The 18,432-nt window shown below is 45.8% G+C and carries 15 protein-coding genes; 7 read left to right on the top strand and 8 right to left on the bottom strand.

From position 1 onward, the window contains the following. Window positions 1-368 precede the first annotated feature (368 nt). The gene (locus L4D79_RS14790) at window positions 369-1,883 is read left to right on the top strand and encodes a tetratricopeptide repeat protein (RefSeq protein ID WP_428652322.1); all 1,515 of its coding nucleotides are present in this window, start codon (window positions 369-371) and stop codon (window positions 1,881-1,883) included. Window positions 1,884-1,960: 77 nt separating this feature from the next. Here the strand turns inward: L4D79_RS14790 and L4D79_RS14795 are convergent, their stop codons facing one another. Beyond that, window positions 1,961-2,521, bottom strand: a complete 561-nt coding sequence (locus L4D79_RS14795; protein WP_428652323.1) for a hypothetical protein — start codon at window positions 2,519-2,521, stop codon at window positions 1,961-1,963. A gap of 178 nt (window positions 2,522-2,699) precedes the next feature. On the opposite strand from L4D79_RS14795, the gene nagE reads away from it, so the two are divergent. The 3 genes from nagE to L4D79_RS14810 all read left to right on the top strand — a co-directional run bounded on the left by nagE (window position 2,700) and on the right by L4D79_RS14810 (window position 6,248). Next, window positions 2,700-4,058, top strand: a complete 1,359-nt coding sequence (nagE, locus tag L4D79_RS14800; protein ID WP_428652324.1) for an N-acetylglucosamine-specific PTS transporter subunit IIBC — start codon at window positions 2,700-2,702, stop codon at window positions 4,056-4,058. Window positions 4,059-4,264: 206 nt separating this feature from the next. Then, window positions 4,265-4,942, top strand: a complete 678-nt coding sequence (locus L4D79_RS14805; protein ID WP_428652325.1) for a winged helix-turn-helix domain-containing protein — start codon at window positions 4,265-4,267, stop codon at window positions 4,940-4,942. Beyond that, window positions 4,923-6,248, top strand: a complete 1,326-nt coding sequence (locus L4D79_RS14810; RefSeq protein WP_428652326.1) for a sensor histidine kinase — start codon at window positions 4,923-4,925, stop codon at window positions 6,246-6,248. The genes L4D79_RS14805 and L4D79_RS14810 overlap by 20 nt, the downstream gene beginning before the upstream one ends. A 94-nt stretch (window positions 6,249-6,342) precedes the next feature. Here L4D79_RS14810 and L4D79_RS14815 read toward each other — a convergent pair whose 3' ends face one another. The 6 genes from L4D79_RS14815 to L4D79_RS14840 form a co-directional block, all read right to left on the bottom strand. Then, on the bottom strand, window positions 6,343-7,059 hold the full coding sequence (locus L4D79_RS14815) for a DUF3581 domain-containing protein (protein ID WP_428652327.1): 717 nt from the start codon (window positions 7,057-7,059) through the stop codon (window positions 6,343-6,345). Window positions 7,060-7,761: 702 nt separating this feature from the next. Next, the gene (locus L4D79_RS14820) at window positions 7,762-9,531 is read right to left on the bottom strand and encodes a bifunctional molybdopterin-guanine dinucleotide biosynthesis adaptor protein MobB/molybdopterin molybdotransferase MoeA (RefSeq protein ID WP_428652328.1); all 1,770 of its coding nucleotides are present in this window, start codon (window positions 9,529-9,531) and stop codon (window positions 7,762-7,764) included. Then, on the bottom strand, window positions 9,528-10,112 hold the full coding sequence (gene mobA, locus L4D79_RS14825; protein ID WP_428652329.1) for a molybdenum cofactor guanylyltransferase MobA: 585 nt from the start codon (window positions 10,110-10,112) through the stop codon (window positions 9,528-9,530). Before mobA ends, L4D79_RS14820 begins: the two co-directional genes overlap by 4 nt. Beyond that, window positions 10,096-10,803 carry an energy-coupling factor ABC transporter ATP-binding protein gene (locus tag L4D79_RS14830; protein ID WP_428652330.1) on the bottom strand — a complete coding sequence of 236 codons (708 nt, stop codon included), beginning with the start codon at window positions 10,801-10,803 and terminating at the stop codon, window positions 10,096-10,098. Before L4D79_RS14830 ends, mobA begins: the two co-directional genes overlap by 17 nt. 13 nt (window positions 10,804-10,816) lie before the next feature. After that, window positions 10,817-11,518, bottom strand: a complete 702-nt coding sequence (locus tag L4D79_RS14835; protein WP_428652331.1) for an ABC transporter permease — start codon at window positions 11,516-11,518, stop codon at window positions 10,817-10,819. Next, window positions 11,519-12,331 (bottom strand): ABC transporter substrate-binding protein, encoded by an 813-nt coding sequence (locus L4D79_RS14840; protein WP_428652332.1) that lies wholly within the window; start codon window positions 12,329-12,331, stop codon window positions 11,519-11,521. A gap of 293 nt (window positions 12,332-12,624) precedes the next feature. Between L4D79_RS14840 and L4D79_RS14845 the strand changes: the two genes are divergently transcribed. From L4D79_RS14845 to L4D79_RS14855, 3 genes are all read left to right on the top strand, one after another. Beyond that, entirely contained in the window at window positions 12,625-14,121 is a 1,497-nt protein-coding gene (locus tag L4D79_RS14845) for a sigma-54-dependent transcriptional regulator (RefSeq protein WP_428652333.1), read from the top strand. 8 nt (window positions 14,122-14,129) lie between these two features. After that, the gene (locus tag L4D79_RS14850; protein ID WP_428652334.1) at window positions 14,130-16,169 is read left to right on the top strand and encodes a sensor histidine kinase; all 2,040 of its coding nucleotides are present in this window, start codon (window positions 14,130-14,132) and stop codon (window positions 16,167-16,169) included. A gap of 408 nt (window positions 16,170-16,577) precedes the next feature. Then, on the top strand, window positions 16,578-16,967 hold the full coding sequence (locus L4D79_RS14855) for a hypothetical protein (protein ID WP_428652335.1): 390 nt from the start codon (window positions 16,578-16,580) through the stop codon (window positions 16,965-16,967). A gap of 66 nt (window positions 16,968-17,033) precedes the next feature. On the opposite strand, the gene L4D79_RS14860 is transcribed toward L4D79_RS14855, so the two are convergent. Next, window positions 17,034-18,188 (bottom strand): transglycosylase SLT domain-containing protein, encoded by a 1,155-nt coding sequence (locus L4D79_RS14860; RefSeq protein ID WP_428652336.1) that lies wholly within the window; start codon window positions 18,186-18,188, stop codon window positions 17,034-17,036. Window positions 18,189-18,432: the final 244 nt, after the last annotated feature.

The following is an 18,432-nucleotide window of genomic DNA, read 5'->3' on the forward strand; positions in this document are numbered from 1 at the left end:
TACCCAAATTACTTCAAGTTGCTCAGCGAGGGCTACTGGGTTTTGATGTGACTTACAAACTTATCTATTTGCGAAATAAAAGGTATCTCGTTGCGAAATAAAAGATAGCTTGGTGACAATAAATTGTCGTTTACTGGTATTGGTGACATTTTATTGTCTGGTTGTGTTGCCATCCTATAAATAATAGAATCAGTATAAACACACCAATAAAAATATAATTGTCATTTTTTGCTATATCTTAATGTTTAGCTATAGTGAAATATATATTTTCATATCGTATAACTGCCTAATATCTAATGATTCCATTGTCGAAATTATCAGCGCTTATTTGCTGTGAAAACAGAGAGCGAGCATTTCAAGTTAAACAAATGTTTGTAAAAGCAGGCGTTGTTAATGTTGATGTTATTGACTTTAATGAACTTAGAGTTGGTCGAAACAGGTATGACATTTTTTTTATTGACTATGAGTATCAATACCAAAAAAAAGTATCGGAATACATAACCGATAAGAGAGATACTTCATTTTTCAAACGCTATCCATTGTTTTTATTGAGGTTGTCTGAGGTTTCTAACACGTTGGATTACGACAGCGCTCGCTCACTGGATGTAGACCAGGTCGTGACCGGTCTATTTAGCTATGATCAGTTTAATGCTTTGCTTAATCGGCTCCTAAAACATAAGTTATTTTACGAAAATGTCTATAGTAGTTCAGGCCATAACGTAGAAAAGTTTGCCACAAGTGTTAGTCAATACAAAGAAAAAATTAAGAGTCCGCAGTTACTCAACTTGTCGTTACTATCACTGTACAAGCAACAGATGGATAGCGCTTTTCTTGGTTTATTTCAGCAGCATGATAGGGCATTGATCGAACCTGCAAATATTATTCATTTCAGTGACTGTTGCCCGGAGCCAGTGAAAAGTATTGCGGCACTGCAATGGCTACTCAAGAACAATCAATTACCTTTCCGTGTACATACACGGCTAGCAGAAGAATACCAGAAATTAAATAATATTGAGGCAATATTCCAACATCGCTATATCGCATTTGATACTAACCCTGCAAACCAAGAAGCATTTGTCCAGTTAGTTCGTTGCTTGATTGAACAGGAAAAGCTTGAATCGTTACCTGATATTATGACCAAGCGCCTGAAATACATGGCTAACAAACTCGAAGATTATTGTCAGCTTGCCATTGATCTCTCTGAGGCATTTATTGAATCAGGGATATTGGTAAGCAAAGATCAATATCGGCTGTATTTTGAGCCTATAGTAAGGAGCCTATGCAAGCGCTTAAACGTAGAAAAGCGGAGTGAGCTTACAGCACTTGTTAACTTGCTGAAAACCTTGCATATCAATAAAGCAGGGAAGGGGTTGAAGGCCAGAGCGATGGCTTTAGATATCTACCATAACGATGTTATGCGTAAGAGAAAATGCTGCTTGCATCTGAATTTGGTTGCCCTACGCACTTTGGCGACATTTGGTGAAATGAAGCTATGTATTCAATTGGTGAACAAACTCAACGCTTTAGAACTGAACGAAAAGAACAGTGAGTTGTTTAAATGGGCAGCAAGGCCATATAACAAACTGCAAAAAGTCTACCTATGGCTCAAGAAACTACCGAATGTTGCTCAATCAGAGCAGAGGAAACATGCAGCAGCGTTAGATTCGGTTGAACGTTACTACCCTTACTCATTTGATATCAACTGCTTGATCCTAACGGCACTATTAAATGTCGATACGGCAGATAAGTGTCAGGCTTTGCATGTCATCAGGCGCTTGAAGCGAAGTAACTATATTATCCGCCATTTAGCGCTTGAAACTGAAATTATGAGAAGCAAGACATACATGGATACCTTGCAAAATCATTATATGAAGGCTGTGTGAACGACTATATCAATAGAGTAGAAAACCCGGCTATGGCTAGCCGGGTCAATGGGTGCGGTTTCTACTGTTAATAGGAATTACTTGTCTGCAACGGGAACCATGAGGTGCACATAAGGAGTGTCTTTCCACATAACGTAAGGTCCACCGTTGGATGGATCATCAGTTATTCCTTCAAGCATGGCTTTTGGAACAATGATCATTAGATGGGGTCCAGTCTCAACGTAATCATCAGCGGATTTTGGATCAGGATGATAGGGATCTGAGTTACTGACACCGGCACCGCGGTCGCCTTGCAACATATAGGAAAGGCCAATTTTAGTTGCGGTGAAGTCTTTCTTGTTGACCATCGCCGTGAGCATTTCCATCCAGACCGCATCGTTACACATAGGCATACCGTCATCAGGGAATGTATCGGGCATGCATGTCCAGCCATTTGAGCCTTCAACAACTACCTTGCCATCAACAACAACTGTTGCATTGTCACTGATTGAAGCCGGTGCGGCAGACTTTGCTCGGCCTATTTTCTCAGTCATCAAATCTTCAGGCATTTTCTGATCATCGGCCATGGCCGGCATGATGAACAACGGACCAGCAAGAATAGCCGACAGAAGAAGTGTTGGTTTACAACGAGTAACCATGATTATTTCTCCACTTATTTTGAAATTGGCATCATGGATTGCATATCACTGATAAATGACTCAGTAAGTATAGAAGAGCGGAGAAACATTAAGCATTCTTAATCTTTCCAAAAGGTATTGTTAACGCTTAATCATTTATCGTAATGCCATTACATAGTGTCAATCACGGAGAATTACGATGAATTTATTGGGATATTTCCAAAAACTGGGTAAAGCCTTGATGCTGCCCATAGCCGTACTACCGGTCGCGGGGTTGCTTCTTCGCTTCGGCCAACCAGATTTATTAGATATTGCGTTTATTGCTCAGTCCGGGCAGGCCATATTTGACAACCTACCATTGCTGTTTGCAATGGGTGTGGCGGCCGGGCTGTCTAAAGATGGTTCAGCGGCTGCCGCCGTTGCCGCAGTGGTAGGTTTTTTTGTAATGAATGCATCACTAGAGGTGATGAACGCTGATATTGATACCGGTGCCGCTGGTGGCATTATTGCCGGTATAATGGCCGGTCATCTTTATAATCGCTTCCACACAATTGCGCTGCCAGAGTTTCTGGGTTTTTTCTCCGGAAAGCGGTTTGTACCAATCATAACCGGACTTTCCGCGTTGTTTCTGGCCTTTATGTTCAGTCTTGTTTGGCCGCCGATCCAATCTGTTATAAACCAGCTCGGTGAGTGGATGCTATCAAGCGGACCGGCAGGGACGTTTACCTATGGGTTCGCGAATCGGTTACTGATCCCGTTTGGCTTGCACCACATTTTAAATACGATGGTTTGGTTTGTCTTTGGCGAGTTCAATGGGGCAACGGGAGAAATTTCACGCTTTTGGGCCAATGACCCAGCAGCTGGTGTGATGTTGAGTGGGTTCTTCCCGATCATGATGTTCGGTTTACCGGCAGCGGCCGCTGCGTTTTATGTGACAGCGAAGGCTGAGAATAAAGTGAAAGTGGCTGGTATGCTTGCCAGTGTTGCATTCACGGCGTTTTTAACTGGGATAACCGAACCGCTTGAATTCCTGTTTATGTTCCTGGCCCCGGCGTTATTTGTAGTGCATGCGGTGTTGATGGGGATCAGCTTAGTGGTTGCCCAAGCGTTGGATATCCACTTGGTGTTCAGCTTCTCAGCCGGTTTGATTGATTACATTCTTAACTTTAATGCACCTGCAGCGAAGAATGCGTGGATGCTACTTCCATTAGGGCTTGCGTTTGGTGTGCTGTATTTTGTCATTTTCGTCACGGCCATTAGGACGTGGGATCTGAAAACACCGGGCCGAGAAGAGGAGCAGACGGAAGACGTAGCGGCTGCTGTGGGAGGTAACCTAGCTGCAGAGTATCTCAATGCCTTGGGCGGCAAGGATAACCTCACAGATATTGATGCTTGTATTACCCGCTTACGCCTTTCGGTTGTTAATGTCAGCAAAATCAACAAGGCGCAGTTGACTCAGCTTGGCGCAAAAGGGGTCATCAATGTGGGTGATAATAATGTACAGGTCGTGGTAGGCACTTCAGCCGAATCATTGGCTGGTGCCATGAAGTCGATATAGCGAACAATACGGTTTCCCCCTAAACCGTATGCGGCCAGCCAGCAGGTTGGCCGCACATTATTTGTCGAGATAAAAGAGAACATTTAGGTGTTTTTCCACAGTGTATTTTTGAGATGGCGCATGTTGGCAGAATAACAGGATCTTAAGCCGGGATTGATTTCGATATAATCCAGTATGTTGAGATGTATAGGTGATGGGATTAACAGATGAAGGTGTTGGTAATTGAAGATGATAATACGACGCGAGATTTTGTCGCGACAGGGCTTCGCCAGCATTACTTTGTTGTAGATGAGGCCAGCGATGGCATTGATGGACTAACAATGGCGGCAAGTTGTGATTATCAACTAATTATCTTAGACCGGATGCTACCGGGGTTAGATGGGCTTAAGGTGCTTGCGGCTATTCGTGCAACAGGCAATCAAGTACCCGTGTTGATTTTAAGTGCCCTGAGTAGTGTCGGTGATAGGGTGGCCGGCCTGACCGCGGGCAGTGACGATTATCTGATCAAGCCTTTTGCTTTGGCTGAATTACTTGCTAGGGCTCAGATACTGGTTCAGCGCCGTAAGGAAACCCCAGCGGTTGTGACAGAGTATCGCTATGCCGATTTGGTGATGGACTTACGTACTCACAGGGTATGGCAGTCAAACGTACAGCTGTCATTGCAGCCAAAAGAGTTTTTGATTCTCCAGTATTTAATGGAGCACGCTGAACAGGTTGTTTCGAGGATGCAGGTGTTTGAGGCCGTATGGAGCTATCACTTTGACCCGAAAACCAATGTGATTGATGTCCATATAGCAAATTTACGCCGGAAATTAGATGAAAATGGGGATGGGACGCTGATCCATACCGTAAGGGGAGCTGGTTATGTCCTCCGCCAGTCATGAGGTTCTCTACCGCTCTTCTATCTTTAAAGCCCTGTTGGTTGTTTGTACGCTAATTGCGGCGATGTATGGGCTAATTGTCCGGCTAGTGTATTTGGGATCCGATGCATTTTATCGAACTCAGCTTGAGCGTGAATTGGTGACGGAAACTGAGCTGTTTAGCCGGCAGGCTGAGCTAAGGGGTAGCGATGCTGTTTACCCGCTGATTCAAAACCGGCAGCAACAGGGCTCCCCATTCTCATACACGATTGAGGCTAAACAGTACTTGAAGCCCGTTGCCGGAAGTTATCCCGCAGTACTGGCAGGGTTGACGGACAAGCAAGGCATGATCGTTGAAAACCGAAAGGCTAGTGTCGCACTGGGGGAAAACCAGCAATTGCTGATAGGTATTAGTAGCCAACTACAAGATAAATACCGCGCAGAGATGATGCCGGTTATGATCTCTGGTGTATTGCTGCCTGCGGCATTGATGTTGGCTATTGTTGCCGTTATCGCGCTAACAATCATTAGGCGTCTTCAAGATGTTAACCAGGCGATGAACCGGGTTTTGTGCGGCGAAAAGCAGGTTAAGTTACCAGTAAGCCACCAAAATGATGAATTCGATTTGATTGCAATCCATCTGAACTTCCTGATTGAACAAGTTGAAAAGCAAGAGGCCTCGTTGCGTTCGTTGACGGTGGGCTTAGCCCATGATCTACGAACGCCGATAGCTCGGATACGTTTACGTTTAGATGATTTGTTATCACAACATCCCGATAGTCGCCTGTCAGAGCGACAGCAAACGTCGATTGAGGCATGCCATGATGATGTTGAGTTGTTGCTGGGGTTGTTTAACGGCATGCTTGAAATTGCCAGTTTGAATAGCGGTAAGGAGCTGCTCAACAAACAAGAGGTAAACCTTAGTTTGATTTGCGCTGATGTTGTTGATTTTATTCAGCCTATTGCTCAGCAGAAGTCATTGTCGGTGGTGATACGTGAGGATGGCCATTGTACGGTTCAGGGTGAACCCAGCCTGCTTTTCAGGGCTATTTATAACTTGGTGGAAAATGCGGTGAAGTATTCTCCTGTGGGTGGGCAGATTGATGTTGTTATCGACCCATTTGGACTGGTGGTTTGCGATCAGGGCTGTGGTATCCCCTCGGAAGAAAAAAAGCGGGTTTGTGAGCCTTTGTACCGTTGCGATAATAGTCGCTCAACGCAAGGAGAGGGGCTGGGGTTGGCACTGGTGAATGCTGTTGTTAAACGACATTCGGGTACTTTAGTGCTGGGTGATAACCATCCAGGGCTAAGGGCCAGAATGATGTTTTGATTGCGCGGGGTGTAAGCCGTCGTTTGTGTAGTAGGCGAAAAAAACCGGTGCATTAGCACCGGTTTTTGATTTATCCGTGTCGCTTTAGAGCGAGTTAAGCGGCCACAGTTGAGAATTCAGTTTTACGTGCATTGAAGCGTTCAACTAAGTCATCGATAGCTTCTTGGCTGTAAGGCTTCAAGCCACTCATCAGCATACGCTTGCGACCAGTACCCACCACTTCACCATTTTCTTTAAAGTGGAAGTTCAGTGTCACGTTACCGCGTTTACCTTCAACTTCGATTTGTGATTCAGCGAGTTCAACCGTCGGAGCGATAAGGTCCAAGCGGTCAAAATTTAGCTCCATGCTCTCGTAGATCACAAGCGGCCGCACTGTGTTGATCATGATATCTTTAGATTTCATCAAAGGTACCATGATGTGCGGGAAGTTCATGCCCGAAAATTGAACGTAGTTTTTAGTAACTTGTTCAATAAGCGCTTTATCGGTGTTGATCTCACCTTCACGGGTAACATGAAGGTATTCTTTACCTGCGTCGTCAACAATCGCGAAATCGTTGAAGCAACTGTGGTGTGCTTTCAACCCGATACCATCGTTGATCATGCCGGCAAATTCGAACCGCATTTTTTTGCTGATGCCTGCACGAGCCAGCACAACAGAAAACAGAAGATCCCCAGGAACGCAGAAACGTTTGTTATCTTCATCATGAATGGGATTGAAATCGCCAGCGATTTTCTTTGCAAAGTGACTCGCTTGCTCACGGGTGAAGCTGAATACACCATTCTCTTCTAAGTAATATGAATCTAGAAACATGCCTAACGTACTGATAGTGGATTAATTAAACTGTCATCTATTCTACCCGATATCTTCACGTTAAATGGTCTAGCCAGTGAAATAAAAATCACGAAGGCGGGTAAAACAAAATGGCGATAAAGGTTGAAAATGACTCAAAAACTCACAAAGGGTTGGCCGATTATTGTACCAAATCTTAGTGAACGATTACATTTGTCACACTTATGATAGCTAGTATAGCGTGCAAATATTTTTTTAGTGCAACTTAATACATAATTTTGTACTATTGATTAAAACGGCTGAAATGACAATAACATATAAACCATTACCATAATGGTATAAAGTCGTTTAATACTTAGTCGATAAGCAAAGGTTCAGTTTCGATACTGTACCGACTTTGAAATAGGTATAACAGACAGGTTGTCAAAAGTTGACGAACAATGGCTAGGTTACTTTATCTGAGCAATTCCAAGATGCGATGTACAGGCTAAGCCGCTATGTATGTAGCACAATAAAACCATCTTCTAGACGTGTAGAAGCTCAGGAAAAATAAAGTAGCACGGAAGCTGCAAAAAATAAGCACTCAGTAAACGGTGGCTTAAACGCCGTTTGCTGAGTGCTCATAATAAAAACTCATACAGTTGATTTTGCAGCAAATCTCTCAGGTAGGTAGTCTCTGTTACTGTACTTCAGCAGTACAGAGACCATCCTTATCCCATACCACTAAATGCGGTTTTCCAGCGGAATTACTCGCACTTTCTCACCAATTTCTACCCCCGGCTGTTCTGGCAATATCTCGATCAGGCAGTTGGCTTCGCTCATCGAGCGTAAAATCCCTGAACCTTGTTTACCCGCGCTTCTTACCGTCAGGCGGCCGTTGGCATCAATGCCGAAAATACCTCGGCTGTATTCCGTGCGGCCAGGGCGAGAGCGTAGCTTTTCTTCGGCCACTGCATTGAAGAATGGTGCCTGCCAATCAGGCATGCCCTGAAGCTTACGAATGGCTGGCTCGACGAACTGCATGAATACGACCATAACAGCGACAGGGTTGCCGGGTAGACCAAAGAAAGGGGTGCTATCAATATGACCGAAAGCGAGTGGGCGGCCCGGTCTCATATTGATACGCCAGAAATTAATCTGCCCCAATTTGTCGAGAATCGTTTTGATGTAGTCGGCATCACCGACCGAAACACCCCCTGAAGAAAGAATAAGATCCGCTTGTTGGCTCGCTGATGTCAGCGTCGCCTCGAGCGCTTGCTCACTGTCTTCGATGATGCCCAGATCAATCACTTCACAGCCGATTTTGCTTAGCATGGCATGCAGAGTATAGCGGTTTGAATCATAGATACAGTTTGGTTTCTGCGCTTCTCCCGGATGCTGAACTTCGTCACCGGTAGAGAACATAGCCACTTTAATTTGAGGGCGGATCGTCACAGAGTCCAACCCCAACGAAGCGATCATACCCAGCTCAGGCGCAGTGATTTGTACACCCGCCTGAACAGCAGCTTGGCCGATAGCTAAGTCTTCACCCGCTTGACGGACATTTTGACCAGGCTTTATAGCCCCCATGCTTAAGTCGAAGGTGACGCTGTCACCATCTTGGCTTGCTTGCTCACGCATGATGACGGTGTCAGCATTTTTAGGTACAGGTGCCCCCGTCATAATGCGAACAGCCTCACCGGTATTCAGTGGTTGCTCGTAGCTGTGACCCGCCATGACCTGCGCAACAACGTGGTAGCTGTCTCGACCTAAATCATCACTGCGAATGGCGTAGCCATCCATTGCTGAATTGGTGTGCTGAGGCACGTTCACCGGCGATAAAATGTCGTTTGCGACAATTTGTCCCAAAGCGGCTTTAAGTTCAACGGTTGCCTCTGCGGTAGGTGCGACAATCTGGGTCAAGATACGATCACGACCTTCTGCAACTGATAACATGCCCGACGGATCGAGATCGCCGCAGCTTAATGATTGGCAAGAATGTTGTTTGGTAAAATCGGCAACAAACTGTGTGAGCTTGCTGAGATCATTGATATCCAACTGAGGTAGATCAGTCTCGGCCGGTACGTCGGAAGCGATAGCGATGATGTTTTTGTCTTCAGGAAATAGCCAAGGTTTGCCTATTTCTTTGCGGTGTAGCTCTATCTTTGGAAAGCTCAGTTTCTTGAAACCTTCAATGAGAATGAGATCGAGCGCGTTGAGATCGAGCTGGGCAATTAATTGCGACAGGCTAGCTTCTTCGTCCGGTGTCTCGGTTACCATTGCTCGGCGGTATCGGGAAGATATCAGCATTTGCGCGGCACCCGCCTTACGCAGGCGGTATGAATCCTTGCCTTCTTTATCGATGTCGAAGTTATGGTGTGCGTGTTTAATCACTGCAACTCGAAGGCCATGTTCAACTAATTTTGGCAGCATCGCCTCTAGCAGTGTCGTTTTACCTGTTCCGCTCCATGCGGCAAAGCCAAGTATCGGCAGGGTAGATTGAATTGGGTTCATAATGCTTGTCCGAATTGTTCTAGTTCTTCAGGCGTATTGAGGTTCACAAAGGCATTGGGTTGATCACTGAAATCAACGGTGATCATGTTGCATTGGCGATAGAGCAAAATGATTTTGCGGTCGCCATTTTCTAAAAACTGCTCAAGTTTAGGCAAAATGCGGCGGTTAACCAGTGTGACGACCGGTTGGATATGCTCGCCGTCATGAGCGACTGCGATATCGGTATTGCTATCGCAGGCATGGCTCATTCTGCTGACGAGATCAGCGGGTAGGGCCGGGCAGTCACAGGGAACAAAGCCAACCCACTCGGTATCGATGTGATGCAGCGCGGCATGCATCCCCCCCAGAGGACCGGGATAATTCTTTATGTGATCACCAAAGACTGTACCGTACTGACGGTAGGTGTCTTGGTTTCGGTTAGCGTTGATAGTGATAGAAGAAGTTTGTGTACCAAGGATGTCGATGACATGTTCGATCATTGCTCGCCCTGCAAGCGTGACGAGTCCTTTGTCATTTCCACCCATTCGGCTGGCTTGGCCGCCAGCCAAAATGACCCAGCTTGTGTTATCCGGCGTAGGCATATTTATTATTGTCCTCGTCAACGAGCTGAAGATCAGCACGTTCAATGAGTTGAGAGTCTGAAATTGTCCATTGGCGACGGCATAGATCTGTTAGCGCATTCTTTTGGTGGCTGGTAATCACCAAGCTGGTACCGCGAGACAATAGGTCTTTGCACAGGATAACCAAGCGGTCGGTCGATTCTTGGTCAAGGCTGGCACTGGATTCATCCATCAGCAGCACAGCGGGTTTAATCACCCATGCCCGGGCCATCGCGACTCGCTGCCTTTCTCCACCAGAGAGTACAGAAATGTGTTCATCGGCCAATGTTTCCAAGCCTACCATACGAAGGGCATTGATCGCCTCTGTTCGTCGGTTTCGACGCTCTCGAACGGTGAATTTAAGGCCATAACAGACATTATCAAGCACGGTTCCATCGAACATATAAGGGGTTTGATGCATATAGATCACCCCGTTATTGGACTGGGCGCAAAATAAACGTCGTAGGACAGACGGTTTATTGATGTTGAGAGAGCCGGTAGTCGGGCGCTGTAATCCACTGAGGACCTTCAGCAAGGTTGTTTTACCTACGCCATTATCGCCACTGAGGTAAACAGCATCTCTTGGTCCGAGAACAAGATTCGGGATATGAAATAAGAGCCGGTCTTTGAACCTAACCGATAGGTCTGTGGCCTCGATAGAGAGTTGTGTCATCAAATTCTCCGGCTTAGTTCGTACGCAGGTGGGCTTTGCCACGCGCAACAGATAGGAAGAAGTTTAGCCCTAATGCCAAAATCAGCAGCACCATTCCCAAGGCAACACCTTGTGCAAAGGCCCCTTTGGAGCTTTCTAATGCAATGGCGGTTGGAATATTCCGTGTCGAATTGAGGATATTACCACCAACCATCATGGAACAGCCAACTTCTGTGATCACTCGGCTAAATGCGGCAATGACTGCTGCAAGCAGAGGAAAACGGCTTTCCCACATCAGGCTCATAAAGGCCCTTGGCAAACTGGCACCTAATGTCAGTGCTGTTTCCCATGCCCGCTTATCACTATTTTGAAAAGCGGCATGCATCATAGACACTAATATCGGCAAACAAATCAGCATTTGCCCCAATATCATTGCTTGCTGGGTGAATAGCATTTTCCAATCACCGAGTGGTCCTGCGCGTGAAAGTAGCATATAGAGCAACAGTCCGATCACCACGGTAGGGATAGATTGACAAGTGTTAAACAAAGACAAAATCAGCCAACGCCCAGGGAATTTTCCGTAGGCGAGGGCAAAGCTGATCAGCATTGCTGGCAATAGCACGATGCCAATTGCCAGCAGTGAAACCGAAAATGAAACACCAACGATCCCCCATAGAGCGGTATCACCGCTCATGAGTAGTTGGATCGCTTGGTGTGTGGTTTGCCAAATATCCATTTACTGAGCAATAGCATCCGCGACGAAGAGTTGTTCGCCGTGTCGTTTGTAATCGTTGATCATGGTTTGTGCTTTTGAGTTAACCAACCAGTCACTGAATGATTTTGCGCCTTGGTAGTTGATGTCTGGGTAACGGCTTGGGTTAACAAGAATGACCTGGTACGGGTTGAACAAGCGAGAGTCACCTTGCAGTACGATTTTTAGATCAAGCTTGTTCTGGTATGCCAGCCAGGTACCACGGTCAGTCATGGTGTAAGCTTGTAGCTCAGATGCCATATTCAATGTTGGTCCCATGCCTTGGCCCACCGCTTTGTAACCGCCGAAGTTTGGCTCCATCTTGGTTTGTGCCCAAAGGTTAAGCTCTTTTTTGTGTGTTCCAGAGTCATCACCGCGGGAAACGAAGGTTTCATTTTCGTTGGCAATGGCTTTAAGCGCTTTGGTCACATCTTTTACATCTGTGATGTCGGCTGGGTCAGATTTAGGGCCAACAATCACAAAATCGTTGTGCATTAACTTACGCGGCAGCACACCGAAGCCTTTCTTAACAAAAGCCGCTTCTGCTTTAGGGGCGTGGGTCATCACTAAGTCGACATCCCCATTTTCACCCATACGTAGAGATTTACCGGTACCGGCGGCAAGCACTTCTACGGTATAGCCAGTGTCTTTTTTAAACTCAGGTAGCAAGTAGTCCAATAGGCCAGAGTGATATGTACTGGTAGTTGTCGCCAATCGCACCGTCATATCCTCTGCAGCTTGAATCGCAGCTGAAGAAGCAAGGGCCAACACAATAAGAGTCGTTTTTAATAATTTCATAGGTCTTCCTGACTGAATGTCATTTGTCATTTGTCATTTATTTTAAGCAAGTGAGGGGAAGCTCTCCTAAGGAGATATTCCCCATCGCTATGAACGAGTCAATAAGCAAATCGAGTGCCAACTTGAACTTGTTGCGTATAATACCTCTGGTTGCAGCTATAAGATAATGATTTAAAACAAAATAATTGTCAGTCTTCACATTGTTAAAAAAACATTTTGAAACATCTTTGACAGAGCGATTGAAACTGGGACAAAATGTCTCACCACTATAACCATAATGTATTTAAGTTTTTATGTCTGAAAATGCGTCAGTGTCATGGTCTGCGGTTTCTGTTCTGGTTGTTGATGATGAACCAGGAATGCGTGCCATTCTAAAAAAAGCGCTGAGCAAACAGTTTGCTCAGGTTGATGTTGCAGGAAGTATCGAGGAAGCAGAAGAGCTTCGTAAACGTTGTCATTTTGACCTGCTCATTGTTGATATTAATTTACCTGGCCGCTCTGGTATTGAATGGCACGAAGCTTTTGACCCTCAGACTCGTCGTAGCGATGTGATCTTCATGACCGGCTATGCTGACTTAGAAACGGCCATTAGGGCACTGCGGGCAGGCGCTTCAGACTTTATACTCAAGCCATTCAATCTGGATCAGATGATGCAGTCGGTGCAGCGTTGTATTGAACGACGTCTGGTCGAAAGGCAGAATTTTGCCCTGCAGCGCGATGTCGAGCGAAGTTATCCGGTAGATATTATTGGTGATGCGCACAGCACGCTGTCGATGAAAAAATTGATTGGCCAAATCGCGCCTTCCCAAGCTGCCGTGCTGGTCGAAGGCGAATCGGGCACGGGTAAGGAACTGGTTGCCCGTGCACTACACCAACTGAGTAATCGTAGTGGGCCGTTTGTTCCTCTTAACTGTGGCGCGATTGCACCGGATTTGCTCGAGAGTGAATTGTTTGGTCATGTCTCAGGGGCTTTTACCGGCGCGAAGAAAGGACGTGAAGGACTATTTCGGGTCGCAAACAACGGGACATTGTTCCTTGATGAGATTGGCGAAATGCCCTTGTCGATGCAGTCCTCGTTGCTGCGTGCCTTGGAGCAAAAAGCCATTCGTCCGGTAGGTGCCGAACGTGAAGTGAAGGTCGATGTCAGGATTGTGGCTGCCACTAACCGAAACCTTAAAGAAGAAGTGGCAGAAGGGCGTTTCCGTCGTGATTTGTATTATCGCCTCAATGTATTGACGATTGAGCTACCGGCTTTGCGTGAACGGCTAGATGATATACCGGCCTTGGCCCATCACTTTACCCAACAGTTAGCCAAAGATCTTGGCTCTAAGCCAGTGAGCTGGATGCATGAAGATATTAAAGCCATGCAAGCCTACGATTGGCCAGGTAATATCCGTGAGCTGCGGAATATGATGGAGCGCTGTTTGTTGTTGGGTAAACCCCCAGCAGATTACTGGCGCGAGTTGGCAGGTGAGGCACCGGTTGGTAGCCATGCTTCGAGTGACCCTGTCACAGATGATGAGCAACTGCCAGACGATGCAATATTAGCGCAAGGCAGTGAAAGCCATCAGCCTTGCCGCTGCCATGACAGTGAGAGTGGTGAGACAACCTTCTGTTACCCGAGCGATTGGACCCTAAAGGAAGTAGAAAAAGCGCACATCATGCAGGTCGTTGATTCCCATGCAGGCAATAAATCGGCCGCGGCGAGACAACTCGGCGTTGCGCGCAAAACGCTGGAGCGCAAATTCAAGGAATGGACGGATGAAGTCCTGAGCGTAACCGAACAATAAGGCCAACGATGAAACACTGCATTGCGATTTGGGTTCGACGTTTTCGGACGATGGTCCGTTACCGGTTACTTCTGTTAACTTCTGTGCCCATTGTTATCACTTTGTTGGCGCTGATAGCTCTGACCATGTACTGGACGGTAATGTACACTTGGCAGAATGCGTTGATGAATGTCCGGGCTGATCTGGCTGTGGCTCACCATAGTATGGAGCTCTTGCAAAAAGAGCAGCGGATGCGGCTTGGCTCGTTAACAGAGTCCTACCAATTTCAGACCTTGCTCAGGGAGGACCAAAGCCAGCTGATTGACTGGGTCAAGCAGCAAGCAAACCAATACGATTTGGACTTTGTGGTGATCCACCCAGCTTCAGCCTTAGGGGAGTTTCCGAAAGCCAATCGTCAGTTATTGCAAAAAGGCCAGGAACAGACCTTTTTCGAGCGGTTAGCTGCTTACGAATTGGATGGTCTTCATTCTGATCTTCCCGCTCGCGCCCAAATCCCACTGCTGAGTGAAAACACGTTGGTATCTGATGGCTTGATCAGCCGAAGTTTGATTCCTATTTTCAACCAACAAGGTGATCTACAGTGGATTGTCGATGGCGGGATTTTACTCAATAACAGTACCCAGCTGGTTGACCGTATTCGTGACTTGGTTTACGCCTCTGACACCTTGCCTGAGGGTAGCATCGGAACCGTTACGCTGTTTATGAGTGATATTCGGGTCAGTACCAATGTGCCTTTGGACAGCACTCAGCGGAACGGGCGAGCGGTAGGAACCCGTGTTTCTGATGATGTTAAAGAGTCAGTCCTCAAGCAAGGGGAAATGTGGGTGGATCGGGCCTTTGTCTATGACGACTGGTATGTTTCTGCTTATGAACCTTTGAAAGATTACAACGGCAATATTATCGGTATGCTTTATACCGGTTATCTAGAATGGCCGATGATCAAAATTTACCTCACCAATATTGTTGAGCTTGGGGTAGGGATTCTCATTGTGTTACTGATCTCTGGGTTATTTGTGTATCGCGGTGCCCGGGATTTGTTTAGACCTATTGAGAAAATGCATCAGGTTGTATCAGCGATTCAACTGGGGCTTGATCGCCGTATAGGGAGTTTGGACCTCACCCGTGGCCATGAACTACAAATTCTCGGCAAACAGTTCGATACCATGCTGGACCAATTGCACCAACGTAATGAAGCGATAAAACAGGCATCGATTCAGCTCGAAGACAAGGTACAGAGGCGTACCCAAAGCTTAAGTGAGAAAACTGAAGAGCTAGAGCAGCATATTAAATTGTTGAACCAAGCCAGAAGTAAATTGGTCAGTAATGAGAAGCTGGCAGCGTTAGGTGAGCTCACGGCGGGCATTGCTCATGAAATCAATAATCCAACTGCGGTCATCTTGGGCAATGTAGAGTTGATGCAATATGAATTAGGTGATGAGACCGAGCGAGTTCGCGAAGAGCTAGAAGCAATCCATGAGCAGATAGACCGCATTCGGAATATCACCCGAAGCTTATTGCAATACAGCCGCCAGGGAGGCGTGCAAGATGAGGTGACTTGGCAGCATTTGAACCCGATTGTCGAAGAAAGCTTAACCTTGGTGAGAAGCGGCACCAAAAAATACGATGTCGAGATCCAAACGGAACTCAATGCGCGTTGTAGTGTAGAAGTGAACCGCCATCAAATGCTTCAGGTACTGGTCAATCTACAGATGAATGGTATTCATGCGATGGACGATAAAGGTACGCTGCATGTTAGTACTGAAGATTGGCTGGATGAAAAGGGTACGGCGATGGGTGCTGTGGTAAAAATTACCGACCATGGCTGTGGGATCAGCCAAGATCATATCGAGCGAATATTTAATCCATTCTATACCACCAGAAGAAGCGGAACCGGGCTCGGGCTTTCAGTCAGCCAGGGGATTGTCAGCGGGATTGGCGGTGACATCGTGGTGGAGTCTGAAATAGGGAAAGGATCGGTGTTTACCGTTTATCTGCCAGAAAAGGCCAATAGCGAAAACAAGATGATTGTAGACTTAGAGACGATTTGATTGAGACGGAAAGTAAAAAGGGCATGTTATTAACATGCCCTTTTTACTTTAATGAACGCTTTAATAGTAAAAGTTTCATTGCTAATTACCGTTAGGTGGTTACATGAGTACAAGGCCAACAACCATAAAGACAAGGCTTGTGAATACGGTGCGTGTGATGATGCCAGTGTGCGTTGGATTAATCATTTCCTGATGCTGCATATATTACCCTTTTATGACAAATTGAAGATCTTTGCGTTTTTCTTTTCACTTTTTCATCATAGATCAAATTTCTTACGAATAAAGCACTATTTGATAAAATTGTGCACATTATCAATTTGTATGATCTATTCTGATTGCGCATAAAACTTCGGGTATTTTTTTGGGAATGTCTATACTTGCAGAAAAGGCCAAGTTACGGATGACACGATGAAAATTGCAGTTTTATCACTCGGAGCCTTGCTTCAATTTTTAGCGCTTTATATCGCTTTTTACTCCAGTTTATCGGGGGGGATCTATCTGGCGACGCTGATATCAGTTGCCGCTATGGCGTGCATATTCGTTGTTAGGCACTTGGTTGCCCCTGTGTGTTTGATGGCTGGTGTGCTAATCGGGCTATCGTTATCCCATAATGAGGCAGATCTCAAGACGCTCTCATTGTTTGAAAGCCAAGCGCTAGCATTGCTACAGCCAGATAGCCGTGGCGCACTTCAGTACAACGAAACCTCAACGGAAATTACCCAGTTAAATGTCACGCCGATAAAAAGCGACATCCCAGGCAATAACGACTCTACACTGGTAGCAATTGCGGCTAAATAAGACCAATGCAGATAGGGTGTTTGACATCACTTAAGCCACGGTGAGAGGTTTTCACCGTGGCATCTATTATTCGTTTATCGTTAGCTTTGGTATCAGCAGCTTTTGTCCTGCAAAGATAGTTGCCCCATTAAGATTGTTCACTTGTTTGAGTAAGTCGACAGTAATGTTGTTGATGTAAGCGAGTTGATTCAATGAATCACCCACTTTTATGTCATATACATCATAGGTTTGCTTGGTATAAGTTCGTGCATTTTTATGCTCAAAGAACTGGGTCTTGTTTTTTATGGGCATTAATATTTTATTGTCTTTGTCGCGTAGGGTATATCCTGCTGTAAAGCCTGGGTTGTAATGGTAAAGCTCTTTGCTGGACAACCCTGAGTACGCAGCCACTGTGCCTAGTTTTACCCTTCTACTGATTGTGATCTCATCTAGGACGGCCTCTGCTTTTATTGGGTGCAGGGGAATGTCATAGCGGTAGTCATGGTGCTTTACTAAGTCTGCCATGGCCAATAGTTTAGGAACATAATGGCGTGTTTCCTTGGGTAATTTAAGGGACCAGAAGTCAGTAGATTTACCCTGTTTTTTATTCTGTTTGATCGCTGTTCTGACTCGGCCACCTCCGGTATTGTATGCGGCGATGGCGTGAAGCCAGTCTTCATCGAATTTATCGTAAAGGTACTCCAATAAATCCAGAGCAGCGTCTGTTGAAGAGACAATATCCCGCCTGCCGTCATATCCTTTGATGATATCTAGTCCGAATGTTTTACCGGTTGGCTCGGTAAATTGCCATAGACCTGCAGCGCCTTTGTGAGAGTAGGCGAACTGATCAAAGCTGCTTTCGACAAAAGGCAGGAGTACCAGCTCTATGGGTAAATCACGAGCGTTAACTTGCTGGTATATATAGTGAAGAAAAGGCTCTGCCCGGGCGGTGACTTTTTCGATATGGTAGGGGTTATTCACATACCAGCGTTTGTAATAACGGATCGTGCGGTTATTAGGCACTGACATGGTCAGTTCATTGGCTAAGAGATCCCACATATCAGGCTCTTGAGAGGCTTCAACAGTCGATCCTGTTGCAATAAAGCTGCCCGCAAATAACCGTTTATCGATTTCACATTGGTCATTGGCGTCATCAGGCAATGTTTGGGCTGAAGCTGTTGGAGCACTTAAATTCCCCTGATCTACCGTTGGAATGGATTGGCAGCCAATTGCGAAACTCATGAACAAATACAAAAATATACTTCTTATGATCATAATAAAGTGTCGCCAGTCAAAAAATTATTGTGATTTCTGTCATTATTTTGACGTTTATTTTATGTTAGCAGCGTTCGAAAGGATTGGTAGCAAGCTTCAAAGGTAAAACTCGTGAGAGGCCAATAAAATTAATTCTTATTTGAAATGAGACAAATTTCACATTATTGCACAGTAACAGCTAGGCTTTACGGAACTGATAGCGACTTGGATA

The sequence above is a fragment of the Photobacterium satsumensis genome, from assembly GCF_050336935.1.
GTDB classification, from domain to species: domain Bacteria; phylum Pseudomonadota; class Gammaproteobacteria; order Enterobacterales; family Vibrionaceae; genus Photobacterium; species Photobacterium satsumensis.